This is a genomic window from Rheinheimera sp. KL1, from assembly GCF_001275035.1.
Lineage (GTDB): Bacteria > Pseudomonadota > Gammaproteobacteria > Enterobacterales > Alteromonadaceae > Pararheinheimera > Pararheinheimera tangshanensis.
This window is the reverse complement of record NZ_LAMX01000046.1, coordinates 1-25,422: the sequence shown is the minus strand read 5'-3', so window position 1 is coordinate 25,422 and position 25,422 is coordinate 1. Positions and strand designations below refer to the sequence as shown.

Annotated in this window: 21 protein-coding genes and 1 pseudogene; 12 read left to right on the top strand and 10 right to left on the bottom strand. The window is 46.6% G+C overall.

Going from position 1 to position 25,422, the window contains the following annotated elements:
• Window positions 1-2: 2 nt before the first annotated feature.
• The gene (locus WH43_RS19350) at window positions 3-3,572 is read left to right on the top strand and encodes a conjugal transfer protein TraG N-terminal domain-containing protein (RefSeq protein ID WP_053426180.1); all 3,570 of its coding nucleotides are present in this window, start codon (window positions 3-5) and stop codon (window positions 3,570-3,572) included.
• Between the two features lie 32 nt (window positions 3,573-3,604).
• Here WH43_RS19350 and eexS read toward each other — a convergent pair whose 3' ends face one another.
• The 7 genes from eexS to WH43_RS19315 are packed head-to-tail and all read right to left on the bottom strand — an operon-like array spanning window position 3,605 to window position 7,277.
• Window positions 3,605-4,036, bottom strand: coding sequence for an entry exclusion protein EexS (gene eexS, locus WH43_RS19945; protein ID WP_082335864.1), 432 nt, complete (start codon window positions 4,034-4,036; stop codon window positions 3,605-3,607).
• 54 nt (window positions 4,037-4,090) lie between these two features.
• The gene (locus WH43_RS19340) at window positions 4,091-4,624 is read right to left on the bottom strand and encodes a FlhC family transcriptional regulator (protein WP_000566753.1); all 534 of its coding nucleotides are present in this window, start codon (window positions 4,622-4,624) and stop codon (window positions 4,091-4,093) included.
• A complete protein-coding gene (locus WH43_RS19335; protein ID WP_000210563.1) occupies window positions 4,621-4,920 on the bottom strand; it encodes a flagellar transcriptional regulator FlhD in 300 nt (99 codons plus the stop codon). The genes WH43_RS19340 and WH43_RS19335 overlap by 4 nt, the downstream gene beginning before the upstream one ends.
• Window positions 4,917-5,465 (bottom strand): lytic transglycosylase domain-containing protein, encoded by a 549-nt coding sequence (locus WH43_RS19330; protein ID WP_000848909.1) that lies wholly within the window; start codon window positions 5,463-5,465, stop codon window positions 4,917-4,919. Before WH43_RS19330 ends, WH43_RS19335 begins: the two co-directional genes overlap by 4 nt.
• Window positions 5,452-6,114, bottom strand: coding sequence for a DUF6475 domain-containing protein (locus WH43_RS19325; protein WP_053426178.1), 663 nt, complete (start codon window positions 6,112-6,114; stop codon window positions 5,452-5,454). Before WH43_RS19325 ends, WH43_RS19330 begins: the two co-directional genes overlap by 14 nt.
• The gene (locus WH43_RS19320; protein ID WP_053426177.1) at window positions 6,101-6,970 is read right to left on the bottom strand and encodes a hypothetical protein; all 870 of its coding nucleotides are present in this window, start codon (window positions 6,968-6,970) and stop codon (window positions 6,101-6,103) included. Before WH43_RS19320 ends, WH43_RS19325 begins: the two co-directional genes overlap by 14 nt.
• A 55-nt stretch (window positions 6,971-7,025) precedes the next feature.
• Complete coding sequence (locus WH43_RS19315; protein WP_000451746.1) at window positions 7,026-7,277, bottom strand: helix-turn-helix domain-containing protein; 252 nt, start codon at window positions 7,275-7,277, stop codon at window positions 7,026-7,028.
• Window positions 7,278-7,394: 117 nt separating this feature from the next.
• Here WH43_RS19315 and WH43_RS19310 point away from each other — a divergent pair, with 117 nt between their 5' ends.
• The 5 genes and pseudogenes from WH43_RS19310 to WH43_RS19290 all read left to right on the top strand — a co-directional run bounded on the left by WH43_RS19310 (window position 7,395) and on the right by WH43_RS19290 (window position 13,134).
• Window positions 7,395-8,042, top strand: coding sequence for a LexA family protein (locus tag WH43_RS19310; protein ID WP_000854920.1), 648 nt, complete (start codon window positions 7,395-7,397; stop codon window positions 8,040-8,042).
• 256 nt (window positions 8,043-8,298) lie between these two features.
• Complete coding sequence (gene prfC, locus WH43_RS19305; protein WP_053426176.1) at window positions 8,299-9,885, top strand: peptide chain release factor 3; 1,587 nt, start codon at window positions 8,299-8,301, stop codon at window positions 9,883-9,885.
• Between the two features lie 21 nt (window positions 9,886-9,906).
• Window positions 9,907-11,646, top strand: coding sequence for an arginine--tRNA ligase (gene argS / locus WH43_RS19300; RefSeq protein WP_053426175.1), 1,740 nt, complete (start codon window positions 9,907-9,909; stop codon window positions 11,644-11,646).
• A gap of 53 nt (window positions 11,647-11,699) precedes the next feature.
• Window positions 11,700-12,337: pseudogene (gene pdxH, locus WH43_RS21145) on the top strand (pyridoxamine 5'-phosphate oxidase).
• Window positions 12,328-13,134, top strand: coding sequence for a TatD family hydrolase (locus WH43_RS19290; RefSeq protein ID WP_053426174.1), 807 nt, complete (start codon window positions 12,328-12,330; stop codon window positions 13,132-13,134). The pseudogene pdxH and the gene WH43_RS19290 overlap by 10 nt, the downstream one beginning before the upstream one ends.
• Here WH43_RS19290 and WH43_RS19285 read toward each other — a convergent pair.
• A complete protein-coding gene (locus tag WH43_RS19285; RefSeq protein ID WP_053426173.1) occupies window positions 13,131-13,745 on the bottom strand; it encodes a hypothetical protein in 615 nt (204 codons plus the stop codon). The genes WH43_RS19290 and WH43_RS19285 overlap by 4 nt on opposite strands.
• An 83-nt stretch (window positions 13,746-13,828) precedes the next feature.
• On the opposite strand from WH43_RS19285, the gene serB reads away from it, so the two are divergent.
• Both serB and WH43_RS19275 read left to right on the top strand, forming a co-directional pair.
• On the top strand, window positions 13,829-14,890 hold the full coding sequence (gene serB / locus WH43_RS19280; RefSeq protein ID WP_053426172.1) for a phosphoserine phosphatase SerB: 1,062 nt from the start codon (window positions 13,829-13,831) through the stop codon (window positions 14,888-14,890).
• Window positions 14,890-15,798, top strand: coding sequence for an alpha/beta fold hydrolase (locus WH43_RS19275; protein WP_053426171.1), 909 nt, complete (start codon window positions 14,890-14,892; stop codon window positions 15,796-15,798). Before serB ends, WH43_RS19275 begins: the two co-directional genes overlap by 1 nt.
• Before the next feature lie 8 nt (window positions 15,799-15,806).
• Here WH43_RS19275 and WH43_RS19270 read toward each other — a convergent pair whose 3' ends face one another.
• Complete coding sequence (locus WH43_RS19270; protein WP_053426170.1) at window positions 15,807-18,356, bottom strand: PilZ domain-containing protein; 2,550 nt, start codon at window positions 18,354-18,356, stop codon at window positions 15,807-15,809.
• A gap of 112 nt (window positions 18,357-18,468) precedes the next feature.
• On the opposite strand from WH43_RS19270, the gene radA reads away from it, so the two are divergent.
• Complete coding sequence (gene radA, locus WH43_RS19265; protein ID WP_053426169.1) at window positions 18,469-19,827, top strand: DNA repair protein RadA; 1,359 nt, start codon at window positions 18,469-18,471, stop codon at window positions 19,825-19,827.
• A 205-nt stretch (window positions 19,828-20,032) separates the two neighbouring features.
• On the opposite strand, the gene WH43_RS19260 is transcribed toward radA, so the two are convergent.
• The gene (locus tag WH43_RS19260; protein WP_053426168.1) at window positions 20,033-20,785 is read right to left on the bottom strand and encodes an outer membrane protein assembly factor BamD; all 753 of its coding nucleotides are present in this window, start codon (window positions 20,783-20,785) and stop codon (window positions 20,033-20,035) included.
• Window positions 20,786-20,911: 126 nt separating this feature from the next.
• Between WH43_RS19260 and rluD the strand changes: the two genes are divergently transcribed.
• The 3 genes from rluD (at window position 20,912) to clpB (ending at window position 25,299) form a co-directional block, all read left to right on the top strand.
• Window positions 20,912-21,886: a 23S rRNA pseudouridine(1911/1915/1917) synthase RluD gene (gene rluD, locus WH43_RS19255; RefSeq protein WP_053426167.1), complete on the top strand. Its 975-nt coding sequence runs from the start codon at window positions 20,912-20,914 to the stop codon at window positions 21,884-21,886.
• Window positions 21,886-22,620 carry a peptidoglycan editing factor PgeF gene (gene pgeF, locus WH43_RS19250; protein ID WP_053426166.1) on the top strand — a complete coding sequence of 245 codons (735 nt, stop codon included), beginning with the start codon at window positions 21,886-21,888 and terminating at the stop codon, window positions 22,618-22,620. Before rluD ends, pgeF begins: the two co-directional genes overlap by 1 nt.
• Window positions 22,621-22,713: 93 nt before the next feature.
• Window positions 22,714-25,299, top strand: a complete 2,586-nt coding sequence (gene clpB, locus WH43_RS19245) for an ATP-dependent chaperone ClpB (RefSeq protein WP_053426165.1) — start codon at window positions 22,714-22,716, stop codon at window positions 25,297-25,299.
• Window positions 25,300-25,422 lie beyond the last annotated feature (123 nt).

Here is a 25,422-nt window from a genome sequence, read left to right as displayed (position 1 = left end):
TAATGTGGGAGATCTATTCCATCGGGGATTCGGCATTTTTAGAGCAGGTCTTGAACGCTGTCGCGATGATTACTGGTACAGGCGACTTTACTTCAATGGTTCGGATTGGCTTGCTCATTGGGGTATTGATGGTCTCTGTTCAGGCCTTAATGCAAGGTGGTCGTGGGATTAACTTTCAGCACGTTTTAGTCTCATGGCTAGTCTTTGCAACCATGTTTGGACCCAGTACCCGAGTGAGTATTGAGGATGCGTACACGGGGCAAGTTCGAGTGGTTGATAATGTGCCCATCGGTGTTGCTGCCGCAGGTAGTACGATTTCAACTGTTGGCTTTCAAATCACGCGATTGTTTGAAACGGCGTTCTCAACTCCCGCCATGACGGAATACGGCTTTGCATCCAGTTTACAGTCACTGATTAAAGTGAGAAAACAGGTTATGGATCGCTCTGGGTTGGGTGATGCAAATCGTGTCGGCGGCTCGGATATCGAGCAGTCGTGGTTTAACTACATTAAAGAGTGCACCTTGATTGGTATCGACATTGGCCAAAAGAACCTCGATCAGGTGCTGAGTGATCCTAACCCGATGACTGCGATTAGGTTTGATTCGCGCATTTATGGCACGCGCATCATGCTCAGTGGTAGCAGTAGCGATCTGGACTGCACCGATGCCTATAGCCAACTGAAACTCATGACAGAATCAACCTTCATTCCGAGGCTTAAACAGGTTCTGTCAGCCTCATTGGGGACTTCGTCAGCCACTGACACTGATGACGTGATCCGGAATGCACTGAATAACCTTGGTTTGGCTTCGGTTAACACCCAAGAGTACATGAGCGCGTCAGTGCTTTTGCCTATTTATGAGCAAAGCGTGACGGGCAAGTATATGGATGATCAAGCTTTCACCGCCGCCGTTATGGTTAACCAAGCGATTGAACAGCGCAATACACAATGGGCGGCGGAGCAGACTCTTTTCCAAAGTATCGTTCGTCCGATGATGACGTTTTTTGAGGGGTTCATTTACGCCATCACCCCTTTGATGGCCTTTGTGATAGCCCTTGGCCAAATCGGGATGCGAATGGCCGGTAAGTACTTGTTAATCCTGCTTTGGATTCAACTTTGGATGCCTGTCATGGCCATCATTAACCTGTATATTCATTTAACCGTTGCAGGGAAAATGTCGGCGCTTGATGCCTTTGCAGGTACAGAAGTGCCATCTTTTGCTGGGATGATGCAGATGGATTCAGTGCTGCAAACCTGGATAGCTACTGGCGGCATGTTGGCGTCGAGTGTTCCAGCGATTTCGCTCATGCTCGTGTATGGCTCAGCAATAACTGCAACCCACTTGGCTGGACGTCTTCAAAACGGTGACTCCATTGATGAAAAGCTGGCAAGTCCAGATGTCGCGAAAAATGCCCCGGTAATGCAATCACAGTCAATGTTCCAGAATTCAGCCCTCACTGGTTCTGCTATGACCGGCGCGTCAAACTTACTAAGCAGTTTCTCTGTCGGAAACGCAGTGGGTTCAATGGTCGGCTCTGCAAAAGAATCCATGACTCAGGCAACCCAAGCCTTTAGTCGTCAGGTTGGGAATACTATGAGTCGAACTTTTGGTGAAAAGCTAAGTTACGACAACCTGTCTTCGGTTGGACGTCAGATCGGCTCATCTAACTCCGCATCTAGCGCCGTTGTTAATCAGGTTACTGATGACCTGCAAACTCGGTATGGTTTTGGAGACGATAAAAAAGATGCTGTACGTGGCTTGGTATCGGGCGTGCTATCGGGAGGCCTAAGGGTCGGTGGCGATGGAACTATTACTAATCCCGGTGAGAAAGAAGTTGCTGATAAGGGCTTTCTAGGAAGGCTTCTTGGTACTGGCGGCAATGATTCTCCACAGGGCAACTTGCCAGGAGTCGATAAGCCAGACTCATCTCGTGTACCAAAACTATCAAGGGTACGAGCAGGGCTGGATTTAGGTGGTAACTTTAGTGGCCAAGTTGAGTCGTCAGAAGGCAGTTCTCGATCTACGACCGCAAATACGCTCACAGGGGAGATGCAAAGCTTGGCATCGAGTGATTCACGACGTGCTGAGTATCGCGATGCAATGGTTAAGGACCTTTCAGACTCAAGACGTTCTGGCTTTGAGATGTCCTTGTCTAACCAAGACTATCAGTCACTTCAGAGTTCAGCACAAGACGTTGTCACGGCATCAAATCGCTTTAGTGAGCTTGATCAGGCCAGCTACAGTCTATCAGGACAAAGAAACACGGATGGTGCGACGTTAACCCGATTAGCGGCGGACAATCCTGAAGTCATGGATTATTTAGGTCGCTATATGAACCAGCATGTTGAAGCAGGTAACCGTTTACGTGAAAACCTTCCAATGTATCAGCGCTTGTTACCTGATGATAATCAGGCGTATGTGGCCGCAGCTATGGAGTCTTTAACCTATAGCAACTCTTCAACGCCCGCTGAACGCGACAATGATTATCAAGCTGCAATGACGGTTATGGCCATGGCTACCGGAGCCGATTTACGATCAATTCAGCCGCGCTCTAATGAAGGCATGTCATCAACTGCACCTACTTTTGGTGGTATTCAAAGCCAAGTTGAATCGGGTGTATTGGGCGGATACGAGGATGCAGCAACAGTTCAAACTCAGTTCAACGCAGCTCAATCGGCTTACCAAACCAATCTGTCTGGTATAGATGAACAGTTGAATGCGCATCAGCAGCAAGCTCAGCAGGCCGTAGCTTCTGACACAAGTACCTATCAATCTGGACTAAACAGTGAAGCTGGATCTCAGTGGCGATCACGCATTATGGCTGATGATAGCGGAGTTTCTGGTGTTGAAATGTTCTTCAACAGCGCCAGTGCTATTGGTGATTTCAGTGGCAAGCATACTGATGCAGCACTGCATACCTTGAATCACTTTGGCGAAGACTATGAGAGTTACAAAGAACAAGCGCTTGAAGATCCTGGCTCACGAGGTTTCTTGCACAATGCAACGGTGGCCAGCAAATCAACCTGGGATGGCTTAAAAGCCGCCGTTGATGCCGGAACCACTTTGGAAAATCCATTGACGGCGTTTAATGATGCATACAGTGGTTCGAGTTCGCAGTATGCCTCCGAAGTAAACTGGGGCACTAAGTCTGAAGCCATGTTGGCGGGGGCATTTGGTGCGGCAGTTAACAATCGGTATGGTGAGTTCTTAGAACAGTACGCCGATGATTTTAAACAGGAAGCATACAGCGAAGGGCAGAGAATGGGATTGACCCCGATTCAAAGTCAAGTGTTCGCTCAAGCTTTCAATGAAGGTTTGGCGGGGCGCGTTTTCAACTCTGAAGACTCATCGAGTTGGTCGCCTGAAATGCTTGGTCTAAGGGAGCAAATGCTAAATGACTATCGTCAAAAGGATGAGAGTGGCGCTTACATCCTCGACAGTGTGTCCGAAGAAGATAAAGCATTTGTGGATAAGCAGATAGCGGTGATCTCAAATGCATCCCTTGCGGGAGATTATGCTCAGAACAACTTGATCGATATTAGGGCCTATAACCAGGCATCAGGAAGGAACTGAAAATAGAAGGTAGCCAGCTTGTGGTGGGCTGGCTATTTTTTTGGCTTTTGGGGATACCTTGGATAAAAACCATCAAAAAACGAATGGAGCTTATACCAATACCATTTTTCTTCAATGCTCAAAGTTCTACCCGAATCTTTAACTTGGCTGCTCAAGAATCTAATTCCAGTACAAATAGCTATGAAAAAGAGTCCCAAACCAGCAATTGTCCAACTCACTTGCCAATATGCGATTGCTAAAAACATAGTGGTGATGGCCATAAGGCTGATGGGGTTGCAGGTCGCTTTGAATCCCAAGTAGCTGAAAAAAACGACGGTGCAGAACAGAAATGGCAGAGCCGCTAACTTGGCAGATGCCGTTAATATTTCTGATGGAAAAAAATGAGCCGCAGCCAAAGTCGCCAGAAAAAGCCCCAGTGATATAACCCAGCAGCGTGCTGGTAAAGATTTAAGTAAGTTTGTCATCTTAGTACTCTCAAAGTGCACGGGCGGTGCACAATCAAATCATGTATCAGCATGTTAGTTCTCAAAAAGTGCTCTAGTGGTTTGCTCGGCCATAATCTCGCACACAGGACATTTAAGCTGAATGCGCTGTTGAGATACCGTCAAATACAGACTACCGCATCGACACCGGTGTAAGGATGCAAGCTGTGATCTTAAATCACGAGCTAGAACCCAACCTTCATTGATGGTCAGTTTTTTCCAGGGGATTTCAGCTGGAAGATCTGCCTCTTCTCTTGCAACCAAGTACGCATCGTAAGCCTTCATCAAAGCATCGATATTTAATTGCTTGTAGACATTATCACCACCAATATTGACATAAAGCGCCATCAGCAGGGAGCCTTCAACTAGGGCTCTTCTGCTTTTAACGATGGCATCAGATTCTGGCAATTGACCAGGACAAGGTGACTTGCCAGTCACTTCTTTGTGCAGCCTTCTGATAATGTGGATTGGCAAACCTGTATCGAGCGCGATAATGGTCGTTCGAAATCCGTACTTAATAAGCAGCGAGGCTCGGGTAAACAGCTCACTTTTGGACAGGTTATCAATCATGCATCCCCCTTGTTGTTTAGGGTTGATAATAAATAAGCGATTCTTGGGATACCTGTGCCTTTGCTCTTCACCATCTCAATCAGTTGGCTTTGGTTACCCCTTGGTTGAAACAGCATGAATGATGAGGTCGCCACTCGTTGCAGGTCGTCAACACCGGCATTAATCAGTGCATCCACCACGTCGCGTGTAAGTCCAAAGCGCAAGACCGCCTCTTGCGGATCAATTCGCGCTAATTCACGTGCTGCGTGTAGGTACGCCAAATTTAATTGATAGAAGTCTTGTTGATTGGTTGTCATTGACGGACCTCCAGTTCATGTAAAATATTGCGATAGATAGAAAGCACTCTTTGCCCATACCAGCGTGCACGCTCTTCGTTCCAACTGTGATAGCGGCCTATGCCAAGCTCTAAATCGTTTGGTGAAGACTTGATTGCTTCGGCCAAAATACTAGAGCCGACAGTAAGGTTGGTGATGGGGTCTAGCAGTTCAGCTGCTGAGCTCACTCGATGCCCATGCCAATGCAAATTGATTTGCATAAGGCCAATATCGAGCTGGTATTTTTCACTCTCTTGCAGTGCTTGGTTTAACAGTTGCTCCGCTTCTGTCTTAGATTTGGCGTAGGTTGCGTTTGAACCATTGCGAATTGCGTATGGCCATGGACTGGTCATGTTAAGACCTCGATGTGAGGCCGACTCAGCCAAGGCAACGGCGTAGAGCATGACTGGATCAATACCAACACTTTGTGCTGCTTTTTCCCACTGATAGCCCGGAAACGCATAGACTGAAGTGCTTGCGGACATGGCTATCACTAGGGCAACGGTTTTTGCTTTAATCGTTTTCATTTTTGTCCTCTAATTGATTTCCGAGAAGCGCCTGAATGGCTTTCGGGCTTATTCTTTTCAAAGGCACTGCGCTAAAATTGGCGATGCCTCTCGTGTAAACTTGTGCCGCTTTTGACCAGTCACCCACGGCAACAGGCGCTTGCATATCAAATCCTTTTTGCTGGTTCTGATGGTCTGCAATACCCTGTAATAGCCTTGGGTATTCACCCACTTCGTCCCGCAGCAAGTAAGCCTGGTAGCGTGTTAAAAACTCTTTTTGCTTAAAGGGGTATTCCCTGTCATCTACCTTGCAGAGTTCAACCCATCCCCCCATGTCTGAAATAACGCGGTGAATAAGCGCATCGTCAAACATCACGGATGTCCAAGCGCCAACCCGACGAACAGCCTTGTCAACTTTGTTCCAAGCAACCATGGCTCTTGAACCCGAGTTGCCATCGATATGCTTGATGACGTCAGCGGGCTTTGGAAAAAATTGCCCAGTATCCGGTGATTGAATATGCCGAGTCAGACCGATTCGCACTTCTTCAATGCTATAAGCACGAAGGGCTTCAAATGCGATGGATAGCAATTGCGGTGATACGCTTTTGCCATACATGGCCCAAGCGGCTCCCCAGACCTCAGCAAACTCGCGTTTATCAACCTCCTGCACTTGAACGAACCTCCCGAATACCTGGTCCGGCCCAACTTTCAGCGATGCGACGATTGCTTTCTTCAATATTCAACTGGTGATTGCTGCCTTTTAGGCTCGTAGGTGTTTGCTGTGCTTCATCAATGCGAACGTACTCGTCTTCCCATTGCCGGTTTAAAAGCCAGTTATGTGGCATAGGGGTCTTCGTCCGATCTTGATACTGCAATCGGTTGTCACGTTGCTCTTTCCAGCGTGTTAGCACTTCCAAGGCGAGTTCATGGTCTTCATTGAGGCCCATGCGTAGCCATTCTTCTTTGGCTTTCGCTTTTTTTTCTTTGCGTATTTGTACATCCCAGAAGTCTTCAAACTGTATGTGGTCAACAGTTTTAACTGTTGACTTATTGCTTCTCTCAGAGTCATCCGACCGTTGAGAGTCCCTTACCGGGTTGCCATCAGGCATAAACAATGATGAAAATTCTTCTGGAAGCCGAGCTTGGAAAGCGGCAAGTGACTTCAAAAGCGATGCCATACCAACGAAGTCGGCAGGTACATCTTTAAGTAACCGAAAGGCTGCCTTACCTTGGTTTGGGTTTTCGATTGGGTTGTGCTTCAGAAAGCTCCGAATCAAAGTCCAACCGGATTCCTCGCAACGAATCAGGAACTTATCTTGTTCTAGCTCACTTAAAGCCTTAGCAACTTGTTGCTCATCCCAGTTCAAGTCAGAAGCAACGTAACCAATCGGCAATCGAAAGCAGCCAAGCAAATTACAGTGTGGGCATGTAAGCAAATACAGTCCTAGCAACTTCGCAGAGTCACTCCAGGACAAAACGTTTTGCTTTAGCCAAAAGCGGGTATAGACCTTGCCATAATCACGCATGCAGGTACTCGCTTCTGTGTTTACGTAAAATGCTGACCATTACTTGCCCTTAATCCTACTGGTTACTGGCTTTCAGCTCGCTTGGGCATTCGGGATAGATGTCCGGTCTTAACTGGGATCGGGTTACCTGTCCTTGCGTAGCTTGTTCGATGGGTAAAACGAATTCAGCGGGAACACGCCCTGATTTATTCAACCAAAACCAGACGTTTTGCTGCTTTGAGTTGATGGCTCGTGCTAATGCTGATTGCCCGCCGACCAAGTCAATGGCACGGCGGAGATGTTTTTGTGTCGTGTTGAACACTTCCATACCGTCTCCTGTTACAATAAAAACTGTTACAAGACTGAATGTTACAGTTTAAACTGTAGATAAGTCAACAGTTAAAATTGTTGAAAGGCTACAGTTTTATTTGTAGAATACGGGCTTATGAAAACTTTATCCGAACGACTAAACCATGCCTTGCAGCTTACTGGGGTGACTCAGTCTGAGTTGGCTCGTCGCATTGGTATCAAACAGCAGTCGATCAGCCAGATTTGCTCTGGTAAATCGGCTAGGTCTCGTTACACCATGCAGATCGCGGAGGCGCTTCGCGTGAATGCTCATTGGCTCGCCACAGGTGATGGCGAGATTGGCTTGGGGGTCGGTAATGTAGAAGTCGGGCCTGATATTAAGGGAAGAATTCCTCTTATTAACTGGGTTCAGGCCGGTGATTGGACTGAAATAGCGGAGGGATTTGCCCATGAAGATGCTGAGGAGTGGCGTGAAGTCACTGGGAAAGCACATGAGGGTTGTTTCGCACTTCGCGTAAAAGGCGACAGTATGGAAAATCCAAGCGGAAAAAAATCCATACCTGAGGGAGCAGTGATCGTTGTTGATCCTGAGTTACCTTACTCTTCAGGTTCATTGGTTGTTGCGCGTTTGGATGATTCGAAAGAAGCAACATTTAAGCAGTTGGTTATTGATGGTGAACAGAAGTATCTAAAACCTTTGAACCCGCAATACCCGGCAATACCGATCAACGGCAACTGCACCATAATCGGTGTAGTACGACAAGCTATCATCGATTTCTGGTAGCGAAGGAATTTGTGGTTTAGCCACAGTTGTTCATGAGCTGAAGAAGCAACGATTGCAAACAGCTACAACTGAGCATTGGCGCACGCTGAGAGTAAATGGTAACAGATTAGATAACCATTGATTGTTTATAAAGTCAAGATCAGCGAAAATAGCGGCCAATTACGATTAACACGACGGATTTGACAAGCGAAGAACTGAAAAGAGAGTACTTCCAAAAGTGTGTACAAATCCGTGTACAAACTAAAAGAATTTATACATGGCAAACCAAGATTTTCTCAATGAAATCAATAAGCGAAGGACCTTTGCGATCATCTCTCACCCCGATGCCGGTAAAACCACCATCACTGAAAAAGTGTTGTTGTTTGGACAGTTGATCCAAAAAGCAGGGACGGTCAAAGGTAAAAAGTCTGGCCAATACGCCACCTCAGACTGGATGGAAATGGAGAAAGAGCGGGGGATCTCGGTCACTACTTCTGTAATGCAGTTTCCTTATGCCGATTGCTTAGTCAACCTGCTGGATACTCCAGGTCACGAAGACTTCTCTGAAGATACTTACCGAACTTTAACGGCGGTGGATTCATGTTTAATGGTGATTGACGGCGCTAAAGGTGTTGAAGACCGGACCATTAAACTGATGGAGGTCACCCGTTTACGTGATACGCCAATCATCACTTTTATGAACAAAATGGACCGCGATATTCGTGATCCTGTTGATTTATTAGATGAAGTAGAAAGCGTATTAAAAATCGCCTGTGCCCCTATTACCTGGCCTATTGCCTCGGGTAAAGAGTTCAAAGGTGTTTATCACATTTACCGCGACGAAATTATTTTATACAAATCAGGTATGGGCCATACCATCCAGGAGCTGGATGTGATTAAAGGCATCAACAATCCTGAACTGGATCAACGTATTGGTTATTACGCTGGCCAATTGCGCGAAGAGATGGAGTTGGTCAAAGGAGCCAGTCACGAATTTGATTTAGAGTTGTTCCGCAAGGGCGAACTCACGCCGGTATTTTTTGGTACCGCCTTAGGTAACTTTGGTGTGGATCATATGCTGGACGGTTTAACTGAATGGGCACCTGCACCACAACACCGTGCGACTACCACTCGTGTTATTGAGCCGTCTGAACCTGCTTTTACCGGATTCGTGTTTAAAATTCAGGCCAATATGGACCCGAAACATCGTGACCGTGTGGCCTTTTTACGTATCTGTTCAGGTAAATATGAAAAGGGCATGAAAATGCACCATGTGCGTATTGGCAAAGATATGCTGGTGCCACAGGCATTAACCTTTTTAGCGGGCGATCGTGAGCATGTTGAGGAAGCCTACCCTGGCGATATCATAGGTTTACATAACCACGGCACTATTCAGATTGGTGATACTTTTACCTCTGGTGAGAAGTTTAACTTCACAGGTATTCCAAACTTTGCGCCTGAGTTATTCCGCCGTATTCGTTTGCGTGATCCTTTAAAACAAAAGCAGTTACTTAAAGGTTTAGTGCAGTTGTCGGAAGAAGGCGCGGTACAGGTGTTCCGTCCGCTGGATAACAATGATTTGATCGTAGGTGCTGTCGGTGTGCTGCAGTTTGATGTGGTAGTGCATCGTTTAAAATCTGAGTACAACGTCGATGCGATTTACGAAAGTGTCAACGTGACGACTGCGCGTTGGGTATACAGTGATGATCAGAAAGCCCTGAGCGAGTTTAAAAACAAAGCCAGTATGAACCTGGCTTTGGACGGTGGCGATAACCTGACTTATCTGGCTCCTACTATGGTGAACCTGAATTTGTCGATAGAACGTTATCCGAAGATCAAATTCCATAAAACCCGTGAACATTAATTCAGGCGCTAAAGGTTTTTTATGAATATCAAAGAATTACTATCGAGCAAAACCCAGGCCGCTATGGTGGCATTGGGGTTGCCTCCTGACACCAACACAGCGGTGACCATCAGCACTAAAGTTGAATTTGGCGATTACCAAATTAACGGCGCTATGGCTGCGGCCAAGTTACTCAAAACAAATCCGCGTGCTTTAGCGGAGCAGCTGGTGCAACAACTGGATTTAGCTGAACTGGCTGAGAAAGTAGAAATTGCAGGCCCAGGTTTTATTAACGTCACGCTACGCAAAGACTGGATAGCGGCACAGTTAGCCGGTGCTTCACAAAACCCACGCTTAACTTTAAGTGCAAACCCGGCTCCACAAACTATCGTAGTGGATTACTCAGCGCCTAACCTGGCTAAAGAGATGCACGTTGGACATTTACGCTCCACCATTATTGGCGATGCAGTAGTGCGTTGTCTGGAATTCTGGGGCGATAAAGTCATACGTCAGAACCATATGGGCGATTGGGGTACGCAGTTTGGTATGCTGATTGCGCATCTGGAAGACAAGCTGGCTGCCGGTATCGATTTAGAGCAAGTGGCCTTAGCCGACCTTGAAGACTTTTACCGCGAAGCAAAAAAACGTTTTGACGATGAAGCAGGTTTTGCCGATAAGTCGCGTGATTACGTGGTGAAATTACAAAGTGGCGATGCACATTGCCAGAAGTTGTGGCAGCTGTTTATCGATACTTCGATTAAGCACAGCGATGAAGTCTACAAAACCTTAAAAGTCACCTTAGGCCATGAGCATATCAAGCCAGAAAGCGCGTATAACGCTATGTTGCAGCCTATAGTGGATAGCTTAAAGCAGCAGGGTTTAGCGGTTGAAAGTGAAGGCGCTTTAGTGGTGTTTTTGCAAGAACTGGCAGATAAAGAAGGCAATCCTTCGCCTTTTATCGTGCAAAAAACCGGTGGTGGTTTCCTGTATGCCACTACAGATTTAGCCGCCTGTCAGTACCGTAGTGTTGATTTGGGTGCCGATCGTATCGTGATTTTTACTGATGCCCGTCAGGCACTGCACTTTAAACAAGTGGAATTAGTGGCCCGTAAAGCCGGCTTGTTAAAAGACCATGTGGCTTATGATCACTGTCCTTTTGGTACCATGATGGGTGAAGACGGTAAGCCGTTTAAAACCCGTACCGGTGGCACTGTCAAACTGGCTGAATTGTTAGAAGAAGCCGTAGTGCGTGCAAAGGCCGTGGTTGAGCAAAAGTCCTCTGATTTAAGCGCTGAAGAAATGGCTGAGGTGGCGCGTAAAGTAGGTATAGGCGCGGTGAAATTTGCCGACTTGTCGAAAAACCGCACCAGTGATTACGTCTTTAGCTGGGATGCGATGCTAAGTTTTGAGGGTGCTACAGCTCCTTACCTGCAATATGCCTATACCCGGGTCAGCGGCATTTTGCGCAAAGCCGGTATCGACGAGAGCTTTGTAGCTCCGCTGCAACTGCTGGAAGAGCAGGAAAAGCAGTTAGCCGTCAAACTGTTACGCTTAGAAGAAACTTTACAGGCCGTGATGAAAGATGCTGTGCCTAACCTGTTGTGTAACTATTTATACGAGTTATCCAGCCAGTTTATGAGTTTCTACGAAGCTTGCCCTATTTTAAAAGAAGGCATTGAACCAGATATAAAAAACAGCCGTTTAATGCTGAGTATTTTGGTGGCCAGTACTTTAAAACAAGGCCTGGATTTGTTAGGCATTGAAGTGATGGAGCGGATGTAATCCGCTTCAGGCCAGGAATCTCCTATAGATCTTCGCTGTTCAAGGACAAACTGATGAAAATTGCTGATATTCGCCGCAGTTATACTATGGATAAACTGGACCTGGATAAGCTCAACGCCGATCCATTTGTGCAGTTTGAAGCCTGGTTAAACGACGCTGTAACTGCAGAATTACCAGACCCTACTGCTATGTGTGTAGCGACAGTGGATGCGTCAGGTCAGCCATCACAACGTCTGGTTTTGCTTAAAGATGTCAGCAGTAAAGGTTTTGTGTTTTATACCAACTTAGGTAGCCGTAAGGCTCTGAGCTCGAGCACAACCCTAAAGTTTGTCTGCATTTTCCATGGCATCCACTGGAGCGTCAGGTCATCGTTTATGGCACGGCAGAGCGGGTTCCGACCAGTCAGGTGATGAGTTACTTCTTGTCCAGACCTAAAGAGAGTCAGCTGGCGGCCTGGGCTTCAGAGCAAAGCCGTCCAGTTTCGACCCGTCAGGTGTTGATGCAAAAGTTTGCTGAAATTAAACATAAATTTGAGCATGGTGAAGTGCCCGTGCCTTCGTTTTGGGGCGGCTTTTTAGTTAAACCCCATCAGATTGAATTCTGGCAAGGCGGCGAGCACCGGCTGCATGACCGCTTTATGTACAAACAGCAAGCCGATCAAAGCTGGGCCATAGAGCGTTTATGCCCTTAACTCTTCCGTCACAGGCCGCCGAAACGCGGCCTGTATTATTTGATAGCCACTGTCATCTGGATTTACCAGAGTTATTGCCTGATCTGGAGTTGCATCTGGCGAGCGCTAAAGCTGTGGGGGTGGATGACTTTTTAGTGCCTGCAGTGCAATCCTCCGCCTGGTTGCCTTTGCTGGCATTAAAGCAGCGTTATGGTTTTTACATTGCCTTGGGTGTGCATCCCTGGTGGGCAAGCGAATCTGAACGTGAGGCTCTATCGCAGCTTGAAGCTTTAGCCGCTTTACCCGAAGTCAGTGCTATAGGTGAAATAGGGCTGGACTTCGCTTTGGATGAACATAGTTTCGCTTTGCAACGGCAGTGTTTTGAGGCTCAATTACAGCTGGCAGGCAAACTAAAAAAGCCAGTGATTTTGCACCATCGCAAATCACAGAATGAGCTGCTACATACCCTGAAACAGCAGCAATTTAGCCAAGGCGGCATATTGCATGCGTTTTCCGGTAGTTTCCAACAAGGCAAAGCCTTTATTGATATGGGCTTTAAGCTGGGGATTGGCGGTACTATTACTTATGAGCGTGCTGAGAAAGCCCGCAAGGCAGTGAAACAATTTCCGTTGGAGGCTTTAGTACTGGAAACTGATTCTCCTTCTATGCCGCTAAATGGTTTTCAGGGCCAGATCAATACACCAGCTCAGTTACCTTTGGTACTAACAGAGTTGGCGGAGTTAAGAGGCGAAGATCCGCTGCAGATAGCAAAAGCGCTTTGGAACACAACAGCACAGCTGTTAAATAAAATAACCTAAAGCAAATTGGCAGCGTCCGCTTGTTTGCCTTTGCGCCATTTTTGCCATTGATGCACAATTTTGCTCCAGGTGCCGCGTAGCATAAAAGCGACCACGCCAGCGAGTAACAACATCCAGAATACCTGCTGCATCAACTGCTGCCAGGCCTGAGTCACTGGCAACAAGCTGGCATCGAGCTTCATACTGATTTTGATATAACCAATCACTCTGTTGTCCTGAGTAATCTCCTGCACCATGGCAAGCAAAGCTTGTTCGTGTTGAGGGGCGTATAACAACTGAGCTGCGGCTGTGCCTTCTGAGGCAGATAACTTCACGCCGTTGGCATCGTACACTACGACATCCTGCAAATAAGGGGTGGCGGCAATATGGGTGGTGAGCTGATTTAAGCTTTCCAACTGGTCGTTGTCTATCAGGTAAGCAGCAGTATGAGACAAAGCCACAAGAGTAGACCGCATCAGTTCAGCGCTTTGTTGCTGGAACAACAGTTCGCCCTGTTGGTTACTGTTCCACCACCACTGTGAAAGCACCCAAATCCCGAGCAAAGCCAGCAACAGCTGAGCCAGTCTGAAGTATTTTGAGTTTTTATTGTGCTGATAACCGCTTAATTGCATTAATTTGCCTGATTTTTACACTGACAATGGCTTAAAAATGTCGGTAGAATGCCACGGCAACAGAATGAAGTACAGGTGGCCTTTTGAGCTTTTATTATAAGATTGACCCAAACTCCTTTGCTGACAACAGTTTAATTCAATGGTTAACAGCATATGGCGCAACGCACGACACAGTGCATTTGCACGCTTCCGGCTATTATCAAAGCGAACGTGAAGCTACTGATGCTGTTTCAGCGCCAGAATTCTGGTCCGGATTAATCACAAGGCAAAGCTCCGCCAGCCTGCGGATTTTTTCAGGGAGTTTCACGCTATCGCAGCTATTTGCGGTGCTTAAGTTATTGCCTGCTGATGCGGCTTATCCCTTGAGTCTGTATCGACCTCATGCCGATTTAGCTTTGGCCGTGCGTATCGACTTACCGCAAGCCCTAAGCGCAGAGCAAATTCTGGCTTTACGCCAGTTGAGTGAGCTCTGGACTGCTGAATTGGTCTATCTGCCAGCTCCTGTGTTGTTACAGCAACCTGGTGTATTGGTGATGGATATGGATTCGACAGCCATTCAGATTGAGTGCATTGATGAAATTGCCAAACTAGCCGGTGTTGGTGAGCAAGTGGCAGCTGTCACAGCCCGAGCTATGAACGGTGAGCTGGATTTTGCCCAAAGCCTGCGACAACGTGTCGCCACGCTCAAAGATGCCCCACAGACAATTCTGAAACAAGTGTTAGACGCCGTGCCACTGATGCCAGGTTTAGAATCTTTAGTCGCATTTTTACAGCAACATCAATGGCAAGTGGTGATCGCATCCGGTGGTTTTACTTATTTTACCGAAGCTCTAAAACAGCGTTTACAACTGACAGCTACTTTTGCTAATCAACTGGAAATTATCAATGGCAAGCTGACAGGGCAGGTGTTGGGGGCTGTGGTGGATGCTCAGACCAAAGCGGACGTGGTGCAACGAATCGCCAGCCAATACCATATTCCGTCCAGTCAGACTGTCGCTATCGGTGATGGCGCTAACGATTTACCTATGCTTGCTGTCGCAGCCCTTGGGGTGGCTTTTCATGCCAAACCTAAAGTACAGGCGCAGGCCAAAGCGGCGATACGACAAGGTTCGCTGCTGCAATTACTTTATTTATTGGACTGCTGATGCAACATCACCAACAATCTGAATGGCTGACAGTTGCTGATTATCAGCTGCATTTGCGCCAGCTCACACCAGTCCAGCCCGATTCCGCTTATCCGGTGCTGATGCTGCATGGCGCCATTGAAAACAGCCGGATTTTTTATAATGAAAAGGGTCGCGGTTTAGGCTGTTTTTTAGCAGACCATGGTTTTTATGTGACTTGCGCAGACTTTGCCGGGCGGGGCTTATCTCAGCCTAAAGCCAGCAGGGATTTTAATCACAGTCAGCAGCAACTGATTTGTCAGGATATTCCGTCTCTTATTCAGCATCTACAGCAGCAGTATCAACAGCCTGTAGTCGTGATTGCGCATTCTTGGGCTGGTGTGGTGCTGGCCGCAAGTTTAGCTCGTTTTCCACACTTGCTGCCTAAGGTAAAAGCCATCATCACTTTTGGCAGTAAAAGGGTGATTCGTGTCGGAGGCTTCAAAAAACGTCTGCATATTGATTTGGTCTGGAACAGACTATCACCGCTGCTTTGCCGTTTATATGGTTATTTGCCCGCGAAACAATGGCGTTTTGGTGCTGATAACGAACCAGCTCAGTATTTATTAGATACTATTGGTTGGATCCGTGGTCATGCTTTTACCGATCCGACGGATGGTTTTGATTATGCCGCCGCTTGTGCCAAGCTCAGCTGGCCAGTCAGTTGGCATTTCGCTGCCATCAATGATCAGTTGTTAGGTCATCCGCTGGATGTACAGGCTTTTCTGACAGAAACAGGCTTAAACAAGGGACGTTATACCTTGCTGGGGAAAGCTCAGAGCCACCATCAGGATTATGACCACATTTCCATGCTGACCCATCCTTGCGCCTGTAAGGATCACTTTAACGAAGTGGTGTTGTGGTTAAAGCAGATTGAGCCTCAGTACTGAGGCTAGGCTTATTCAGGCAGTTGAATACTCGCCAATAACGTCAGTCGTTTTTGCTGTTGCTGCGCTATTTGTGTATTGCTCAGGTTAGAACGCAATAGAACTTCATCTGTAATATCAACGACTTCACCTACACCTACGACGCTCCACAGCTCCTCTTCCAGTACTTTTGCTTTGTGAATAGCATAAGTGCTGACATAACCAAGTTCTTTAGCTATATGCTCGGTGTCAGGGCGACCAGTGCGGGATAAAAAGATTTTAAAAGCAAACAACAGATCAGTATTGACCACATCATCGATAAACGCTTTTTTTGCACTATGCAACTGAAAGTCAAAATCAAACTTAGTTTCAAAGCTTTGCTCTATGCTGTCTTGCCCTGGAATAAAACGTAAAAATACCTCATAACTGAATGGTACTTCCTGACGCTTCATTTTTTTTAGCTGATTGGCAAAATGCAAATTGGTGGCGTTGTTTTTCAACAGCGGCAGCATAGTTATTGAGTTGGCATTATCACTAAACTGCGCCAGCAGCTTGTGTAGTGAATTGGGTTTAGCGCCAACAGCGACCACATCCAGGTTATAGCGCACGCCTTGTCGATGTACATAAAACGCGAAGTTATCCAAAGCCTTGACGTACATATTTCGTAATGCAGGACCAAGGCCAGGAAACTTAGGAGTTTCCTCTGCCATGGTCAGTTTGCTTCTGTTGTTATTAATCAGTTGTTGGAAAAATATTTTTCCTGGATGATCATTGGTTGGGTCTATTACCCGCATATTCATAATCAGTTTATTTTTACTGACGGCCATCACTTCATAAGCTAAGCCAGAAAGCTGATGTTTAGTGGTGATTTTTTGTAGTTCCGGCAAACTGATTTTTACCTGATCACCTTTTGAAAAACTGACAGGTTCCGCACATTCAATTTGCAGGCCTTTACTGGAAAAGTCGCGGCTAAATGCCTGAATATCAGGTCCTTTAGCCTGTGCCAGCATCACTGTAGTTTTATGTAAAAATCGGCTCTCAGAACGTAAGTTGACATACTGCACTGAGGCACTTTCAATCGGAGGAATATGTTCCAGTTTGCCATGACCAAATACTTTGAGCTTATTCAGCAGAGCGGCGTCATAGGTCATGGCTTTATACAGGCTAGAGCTGTGCGCAGTACTGATATCAGTCAGCTCCACTATATAACGCAAGTTACGAATAAAGTTTGCGATTAAAGGTGTAGGGGGCTGGTTTAGCTTTTGTATTTCCTGATCAGCACTGTTTGGTAAGGACAATGGAATATGTGCATGAGCAGGCAAAGTACGTAATACCGACATTCTGAACGCACGAAAGCTGGGTTTAGCCGCACCAAAGCCAAAAAATACAGGTTTTAGTTCAGAGTGTTGCTGCAATTCTTCACTGGTCGCTGAATAAAAGAATAATCTGCCTTTGGCTGCATGAGTAAAGGTATAAAGCACAGTGCTGTGCTCGTTGGCATCTTTGGCCAGACATTGTTTTAAGCGACGGACATGCAGTAACTGAGGCAAGACATGTTGCTGGCGCTCATCCTGAAAATAATGCATCAGATGCCTGTTATTTTCCGTGGTCAATACACAGCTCGGTGTCGCTTTGCCATCCTGAACAGAGAGAAATACGGGTAAAGAACTGATACGTGGCAGGTAAAACTGTTCGTAACCTTTGATAAATACCGCTTCATAGGTGTTATCCAGATTGACCTTATAGCGTCTTTTATTGCCATGAATAAAATGCTGCAGAAACTCTGAAAAGCCTTTTTCGTCCGCCAGAGGTAAACGTTTTAATCTGACATAATAACTTTTGTCAGCAGCTTCAACGTCGATCACCTGATAAGGGATGCCATTATTGATACCTAAGGCAAACTCTTGTTCTAAACCACTGAAAAATATGGCAACTTTTTGCCCGGCACTCATCTCTATTGCAAGAGGTATTTTTATCTTGCAGCCAGAAACGGACAAATCACTGGTCGTTGCGGGAAAACGTTCGTCCTCTTGCAACAGAACTTCAATATCAATGGAGAAATTCATCCGTTCTTCGCGGCGAACACTATAACCGGCAAAGCGGATCAGGTGAGCTGCTTTATAATCGTTTATTGTTGCATCAATATCTGAGGTTTGCGAAGTCAGATTGCTTGTGCTGGTGGTCTCTTTGGATAACACATCCTGCAGCCTTTTATTGGTTTCCTGCTGATGTCTTACTCTGAAGTTGTTATCGGTGTTGGTGACATCTTCAAAAATCCCAATAGTGTATTGGCCATATTGTCTCAGTCCTTTTTCAAAGGTCTGTATTGCCACTTCATCCAGATAATGAGTCTGACCCTTATACTCAAAAGGACGAACTTCGCCGTCGACCCTGCCACGTAAATCTATATAATAGCTGCAGGGTTGGGCCAGACGTTTTAATTCCATTTTGATCAGGAATTGTTGTGATTTGGCTAAGTCTGCGGTCAATAACTTAAATTCCTCATCAAACATCTTTGTGTTAATAAGGGGTTTCAGGCGTTCCAGCACGCTGCTATGAGCTTGTAAGTCGTTTGTTGTCATGCTCGCTTAAACACTTACAGGGCATCATGCCCCGCATCAATAATTGGGTTAGAGTAAAACCAGTACGATGTAAAAGCAATAATCGTGCCTTTTAATAAAAAGAGATTAAAAAATGGCTAAAACTAAAAGTGCTTACGTCTGCAATGACTGTGGCGCAGACTTTGTGCGCTGGCAAGGCCAATGCACAGAATGTGGTGCCTGGAACAGCATTAGCGAAGTGCGCTTGCCAAGCCTGACAAAACAGCAACGTTTTGACGGTTATGCTGGTGCGACTGCTGCCAAAGTGATCCGGTTGGATCAGGTCGACCTGCAGGATGTACCGCGATTTAGCTCTGGTTTTGCCGAATTTGACCGGGTTCTGGGAGGTGGTATTGTGCCAGGTTCTGCCATCTTAATAGGCGGTAGCCCTGGTGCAGGTAAAAGTACCTTGCTGCTGCAAATTATGTGTGGTCTGGCAACAGCAGATAAAGCTCTGTATGTCACGGGTGAGGAGTCGCTGCAACAAGTAGCGCTGCGAGCTCACAGATTAGGTTTACCGACACAAAACTTAATGATGCTGGCTGAAACCAATGTTGAAACTATTTGCCAGCTGGCGCAGCAGGAAAAGCCGCGCATTATGGTCATAGACTCCATTCAGGTGATGCAGATGAGCGATATTCAGTCTGCGCCAGGCAGTGTGTCGCAAGTGCGGGAAAGCGCGGCTTATTTAACCCGTTTTGCCAAGCAGCATAATGTCGCCGTGATTATGGTCGGTCATGTTACCAAAGATGGTTCTTTAGCTGGTCCCAAAGTTCTTGAGCATTGTATCGACTGTTCTATTTTACTGGATGGTGATACGGACAACAGATACCGCACGTTACGAGGTAATAAAAACCGTTTTGGTGCTGTGAATGAACTGGGTGTTTTTGCCATGACAGGGCAAGGTATGCGTGAGGTGAAAAACCCATCCGCGATATTTTTAAGCCGTGGCAAAGAAGACACGCCAGGCTCTATTGTGATGGTGCTGTGGGAGGGAACCCGACCTTTGCTAGTGGAAATTCAAGGCTTAGTGGATTATTCACCGCTAAATAACCCACGTCGCGTCACTTTGGGGATGGAGCAAAACCGTATTTCGATGTTACTAGCTGTATTACATCGTCATGCCGGTATTCAAATGGCGGATCAGGATGTGTTTGTCAACGTGGTGGGGGGCGTCAAAGTCAACGAAACCAGTGCTGATTTAGCCACTTTGCTGGCATTGGTCTCCAGCTTTAAAAATAAGGCTCTGCCTAATGAGTTGGTGGTGTTTGGTGAAGTGGGGTTGTCCGGTGAAATCCGTCCTGTACCCAGCGGTCAGGAGCGCTTAAAAGAAGCAGCGAAACATGGCTTTAAACGCGCTATAGTGCCAGTTGCCAATGCGCCCAAAGAGGCCATTCCAGGCATGACAGTAGTTGCAGTCAGTAAATTATCAGAAGCCTTGGATGCGTTGTAAACGCAAAGTTAGGCATAAGCAGACATAAAAAAAACGGCCTAAAAGCCGTTTTTTCTGTTTTTATACCCTAGGTAATTGATGTTGCAGCGAGGCGACAAGTGATTAAGACCCCAGGCGCATAGTGAACTATGTGACTGGGGCGATACTCTTCTTCTTAAAATCAGACGCAGTCAACAAAGCTGCGGCTTCAATTACGACGGGTATATTAATTCAGAGCGTTAGGGAAGTTCAGCAACAACACCGCTTTAGCGTCATCACGTAATTTCGCCAAGCCTAATTTATCGTAACTTTCGACCATAATCTTCAGTGCTTGCTCTACCTGTGGTGAATCACGATAGTACTCAACAATGTATTTACAACGGTTAGCCGCTGCCAGATGAGCACCACGACGAACATAATAATCAGCAACTAGTAATTCGTAACGAACCAGTTTTTCTTTGATGGCAAACATACGCTTTCTGGCATCGTTGGCATATTTACTGTTTGGGTAAGTGCTCACCAGAATTTTGAAATCTTCAAAACCTTGTTTGGTGCTGGACATATCGCGGTCAGCTCTGTCTATGCCAACAAACTCCTGAAAGGAGTTTTCATCTGCTTTAATATTGCTCAGGCCACGCATGTAGTAGGCGTAGTCTAAATCCGGATGGTTTGGATTTAACCGGATAAAACGGTCGATACTGGCTAACGACTGAGTGGTATCACCACTTTGGTAGTAGGCATAAATCAGATCCAACTGCACCTGACGAGACAGTGGGCCAAATGGATAACGACTTTCCATCGCCTTTAACAGCTCAATAGCTCTGTTATACAGACCTGAGTCCAGCACATTTTTGGCTTCTTCATACATTTGCTGAGCAGACTGGTTGGTATTAACCAGCTCTTCTTCGGCATTTTTGTTCCCCGCACAGGCGGTAAGTGTTAAAGCTAGGGCGATTATGGCTAAAAAATTCACTTTCATTTAAAAATCCGCTACTACTTAAACCTATTGGCTATTTAGTCTGGAGTAAAACCGTTAAAATAGACTTTTATAGCCCGATTCTAACCCAGACAGTTCGGGTATGCACACAGGATAACTGGTTCCGACATGACAAAACAGATAAAACTTGCAGAAATTGTACCTGACCATCTTTTTGGTAAGCGCTTAGATCAGGTATTAGCGGAAATGTTCCCGGACTATTCGCGTTCCAGAATAAAAGAGTGGATTTTAGCCGATTGGGTTCAAATCAATGGCCAGCTCTGCAACACCCCCAGAGAAAAGTTACTGGGAGGGGAGTCTGTATTGATCCAGGCCGAGTTACCGGACGATGAACGTTTTGAAGCTGAGCCTATTGATCTGAATATCGTTTATGAAGACGAGCACATTATGGTGATCAATAAACCTGCGGGTTTAGTGGTGCATCCTGGTGCGGGCAATGCCGACGGTACTTTACTTAACGCGTTATTACACCACTGTCCTTCTATTGCTGAAGTGCCACGTGCGGGTATAGTGCATCGTTTAGATAAAGACACCACAGGTTTAATGGTGATTGCCAAAACTATTCCGGCTCAGACCCATTTAGTGGAAGCGATGCAGGAGCGGGAAATTACCCGTGAATACGAAGCGATCTGCCATGGCACTATGACAGCGGGCGGCACAGTGGATGAGCCAATAGGCCGTCACCCTACCAAACGTACTCATATGGCGGTAACCAGCTCAGGTCGTCCTGCTGTAACCCACTACCGTGTAATGGAAAAATTCCGTGCCCACACTCGTTTGCGTTTACGTCTGGAAACAGGTCGTACCCACCAAATTCGTGTGCATATGACCTATATCAATTACCCGCTGGTAGGCGATCCAGTATACGCAGGACGTCCACGTCCACCGCGTAAAGCTGATGAAGCTCTGCTGACTGTATTGCGTGGTTTTAAACGTCAGGCATTACATGCGGCTATGCTGCGTTTAGCCCATCCTATTACCAGTGAAATTATGGAATGGCATGCGCCTATTCCGGACGATATGGTTCAACTGACGCTGGCGCTACGTGAAGACACTGAAATCCATGGTCTGGACTTTACCTGATGTTCAAAGCAGACTGGCCTGCGCCATTGAATGTCAAAACAGCAATCAGTACTCGTGAGGGGGGCGTCTCTTTGCCTCCTTATGCTGGCTTGAATTTAGGCAGTCATGTCCATGACAGGCCTGAAGCTGTGGCGCAGAATCGTCAGCTGTTCAGGCAAGAGGCCAAGATGCCAGCTGAACCTTTATGGCTCAATCAGGTGCATGGCACAGACTGTCTGTTGCTTGAACACACTGATTTTTCTGCAGGACCTGTGACTGCCGATGCCAGCACCACTAAAACCAAAGGCCTGGTGTCAGTGGTACTGACAGCAGATTGTCTGCCGGTATTGTTTTGTGATCTGGATGGTACTCAGGTGGCGGCCGCTCATGCGGGGTGGCGAGGTTTAGTGGATGGAGTGCTGGAACAGACATTGCTACAATTCCCTGATCCCCGTCGGGTAATGGCTTGGTTAGGTCCAGCTATTGGCCCCAGCGCTTTTGAAGTTGGTGACGAAGTACGGCAAGCTTTTGTGGAAAAAGATGCCAAAGCTGATGCTGCTTTTGCAGCAGTGCCGGATAAAACCGGTAAATGGCTGGCTGACTTATATCAACTGGCGCGATTTCGTTTGAACGCTTCTGGTGTGACTCCATTATACGGTGGCGGTTTTTGTACGTACTCCGACCCACAACGTTTTTACTCCTATCGCCGTGATGGCCAAACAGGTCGCATGGCCTCCTGTATCTGGATGGATTGATATAAGTCAAATTTTTGACGTTTTACTGCTTGATAATTAGTCAGCTCTCCCCCATCTTAATGTCAACAGCAGTTTGACTTATGCGGAGATGTTATGAGACTCGACAGATTCACCAGCAAATTCCAATTGGCCATAGCCGAAGCTCAATCTATGGCTTTGGGCCGTGACCATCAGTTTATAGAACCTATTCATTTGATGTTTGCTTTGCTGGATCAGGAAGGTGGATCCACTAAAGATTTATTTAGCAAAATTGGTATCAACACCAACGAACTGCGTTCCAAATTATCCCAAGCCTTAGAGCGATTGCCCAAGGTAGAAGGCGCGGATGCGAATGTTCAGCTGTCTGCGGCCACTATTAATATGCTGAATTTGTGTGATAAATACGCGCAGAAGCGAAAAGATCAGTACATTTCCAGCGAGTTATTTGTGTTGGCCGCCTGTGAGGATAAATCTGAACTGGGCCATTTATTACGCCTGCTTGGATTAGACAAAGCGGCAGTGGAAAAAGCTATAGATCAGATCCGTGGCGGCCAGAATGTGGATGATCCGAACGCAGAAGACAGCCGTCAGGCTCTGAACAAATATACGGTGGATTTAACAGCGCGGGCTGAAGCCGGTAAGTTAGACCCGGTGATAGGCCGGGATGAAGAAATCCGCCGTTGTATTCAGGTTTTGCAGCGCCGCACTAAAAACAACCCGGTACTGATTGGTGAACCTGGTGTAGGTAAAACCGCCATAGTCGAAGGTTTAGCGCTGCGTATTATCAATAAAGAAGTACCGGAAGGTTTAAAAGACAAGCGGGTATTGTCTTTGGATATGGGCTCGTTATTGGCGGGGGCTAAGTACCGTGGTGAATTTGAAGAACGTTTAAAGGCGGTATTGAACGAGCTTTCAAAAGAAGAAGGCCGGGTGATTCTGTTTATCGATGAAATTCATACCATGGTCGGTGCAGGCAAAGCCGATGGTGCTATGGACGCTGGCAATATGCTCAAACCTGCGTTAGCGCGGGGTGAACTGCATTGTTTAGGTGCGACCACTTTGGATGAATACCGCAAATACATTGAAAAAGATGCGGCACTGGAGCGACGTTTCCAGAAAGTCATAGTGGATGAGCCCTCAGTAGAAGATACTATCGCCATTTTACGTGGCCTAAAAGAACGCTACGAGTTGCATCATGCGGTCGAAATTACCGATCCGGCCATAGTGGCGGCTGCTACTTTGTCACACCGTTATGTCAGTGACCGGCAACTGCCGGATAAAGCCATAGACTTAATTGACGAAGCAGCGTCCAGCATCCGAATGCAGATGGACTCCAAGCCAGAAGAGTTGGACAGATTAGAGCGGCGTATTATTCAGCTGAAGCTGGAAGACAATGCGCTTGCCAAAGAAACTGATGATGCGACCAAAAAACGCCGTGACATGATCCAGGAGCAAATTCGTGAACTGGATTTGAAATACAACGAGCTGGATGAAGTCTGGACTTCAGAAAAAGCGGCCTTACAAGGCACACAGAATATCAAAGCGGACTTAGAACAAGCCCGACTGGATATGGAAGTGGCTCGCCGTGCTGGTGATTTAAACCGCATGTCACAGCTGAAATACGAACGTATTCCGGCGTTAGAAAAACGCCTGGATTTAGCCTCTCAGGCTGAAATGCACGAAATGACTTTGCTCAGGAATAAAGTAACAGAGCAGGAAATTGCCGATGTCCTGTCCAAGGCCACTGGTATTCCGGTCAGTAAAATGCTGGAAGGCGAGCGTGATAAGCTGCTTCGGATGGAGCAGGAACTGCAAAGACGTGTAGTAGGCCAGACAGAAGCTTTAGAAGCGGTCTCGAATTCTATCCGCCGCTCCCGTGCAGGTTTAGCCGACCCGAATAAACCTATAGGCTCTTTCTTGTTTTTAGGCCCGACAGGGGTTGGTAAAACTGAGCTGACCAAAGCTTTAGCGCAGTTCCTGTTTGATACCGAAGAGGCGCTGATCCGCATTGATATGTCGGAGTTTATGGAAAAACACAGTGTCTCGCGTTTAGTTGGAGCACCTCCTGGTTATGTTGGTTATGAAGAGGGAGGGTATTTAACTGAAGCTGTGCGGCGCAAACCTTATTCCGTAGTACTGCTGGATGAGGTAGAAAAGGCGCATCCGGATGTGTTTAATATTCTGTTGCAGGTACTGGACGATGGTCGTTTAACCGACGGACAAGGTCGTACTGTGGATTTTAAAAACACAGTGATCATTATGACCTCGAATTTAGGCTCAGACCTTATTCAGGAGCATTATCAGCATCAGGATTATCAGCAAATGAAAGACATGCTGATGGAAGTACTGAGTAAACATTTCAGACCTGAGTTTTTAAACCGTCTGGATGAAACCGTGGTATTCCATCCGCTGGATAACGCTCATATCCGCCACATTGCTTCGATTCAGTTGCAGCGTCTGCGTTTGCGTTTGCAGGATAAAGGCTTTGGTTTGTCGGTGACTGATAGCGCTTTGGATCTGTTAGCTGCAGCTGGTTTTGATGCAGTCTTTGGTGCACGGCCGTTAAAACGTGCTATTCAGCACTATATAGAAAACCCCTTGGCGCAGACCTTACTCAAGGGGCAGGTTAAACCTAATTCAATAGTGACTGTTGATGCACAAGAAGGGCAGTTTGTGATTGGCTCTGCGAATCCGCATTAAGCCGCGCCATTGAGAATAAAAAAGCCCGCTGCTGCGTAATGCCAGTCAGTTAAGCTGACTGGCATTATTTTTTGTACGCATATTTGCTGGATTTCCTTTTGATTTGCCTTGGATAACTTCGCT

Coding starts and splice junctions, on each gene's coding strand:
- WH43_RS19275 (WP_053426171.1), top strand. CDS start 14,890: ATGCAACATCACCAACAATCTGAATGGCTGACAGTTGCTGATTATCAG.
- WH43_RS19330 (WP_000848909.1), bottom strand. CDS start 5,465: ATGAAAACGATTAAAGCAAAAACCGTTGCCCTAGTGATAGCCATGTCC.
- pgeF (WP_053426166.1), top strand. CDS start 21,886: ATGTTCAAAGCAGACTGGCCTGCGCCATTGAATGTCAAAACAGCAATC.
- WH43_RS19350 (WP_053426180.1), top strand. CDS start 3: ATGTGGGAGATCTATTCCATCGGGGATTCGGCATTTTTAGAGCAGGTC.
- WH43_RS19270 (WP_053426170.1), bottom strand. CDS start 18,356: ATGACAACAAACGACTTACAAGCTCATAGCAGCGTGCTGGAACGCCTG.
- WH43_RS19315 (WP_000451746.1), bottom strand. CDS start 7,277: ATGGAAGTGTTCAACACGACACAAAAACATCTCCGCCGTGCCATTGAC.
- WH43_RS19310 (WP_000854920.1), top strand. CDS start 7,395: ATGAAAACTTTATCCGAACGACTAAACCATGCCTTGCAGCTTACTGGG.
- argS (WP_053426175.1), top strand. CDS start 9,907: ATGAATATCAAAGAATTACTATCGAGCAAAACCCAGGCCGCTATGGTG.
- WH43_RS19340 (WP_000566753.1), bottom strand. CDS start 4,624: ATGATTGATAACCTGTCCAAAAGTGAGCTGTTTACCCGAGCCTCGCTG.
- WH43_RS19260 (WP_053426168.1), bottom strand. CDS start 20,785: ATGAAAGTGAATTTTTTAGCCATAATCGCCCTAGCTTTAACACTTACC.
- prfC (WP_053426176.1), top strand. CDS start 8,299: ATGGCAAACCAAGATTTTCTCAATGAAATCAATAAGCGAAGGACCTTT.
- clpB (WP_053426165.1), top strand. CDS start 22,714: ATGAGACTCGACAGATTCACCAGCAAATTCCAATTGGCCATAGCCGAA.
- radA (WP_053426169.1), top strand. CDS start 18,469: ATGGCTAAAACTAAAAGTGCTTACGTCTGCAATGACTGTGGCGCAGAC.
- rluD (WP_053426167.1), top strand. CDS start 20,912: ATGACAAAACAGATAAAACTTGCAGAAATTGTACCTGACCATCTTTTT.
- eexS (WP_082335864.1), bottom strand. CDS start 4,036: ATGACAAACTTACTTAAATCTTTACCAGCACGCTGCTGGGTTATATCA.
- WH43_RS19320 (WP_053426177.1), bottom strand. CDS start 6,970: ATGCGTGATTATGGCAAGGTCTATACCCGCTTTTGGCTAAAGCAAAAC.
- WH43_RS19290 (WP_053426174.1), top strand. CDS start 12,328: ATGCCCTTAACTCTTCCGTCACAGGCCGCCGAAACGCGGCCTGTATTA.
- WH43_RS19285 (WP_053426173.1), bottom strand. CDS start 13,745: ATGCAATTAAGCGGTTATCAGCACAATAAAAACTCAAAATACTTCAGA.
- WH43_RS19335 (WP_000210563.1), bottom strand. CDS start 4,920: ATGACAACCAATCAACAAGACTTCTATCAATTAAATTTGGCGTACCTA.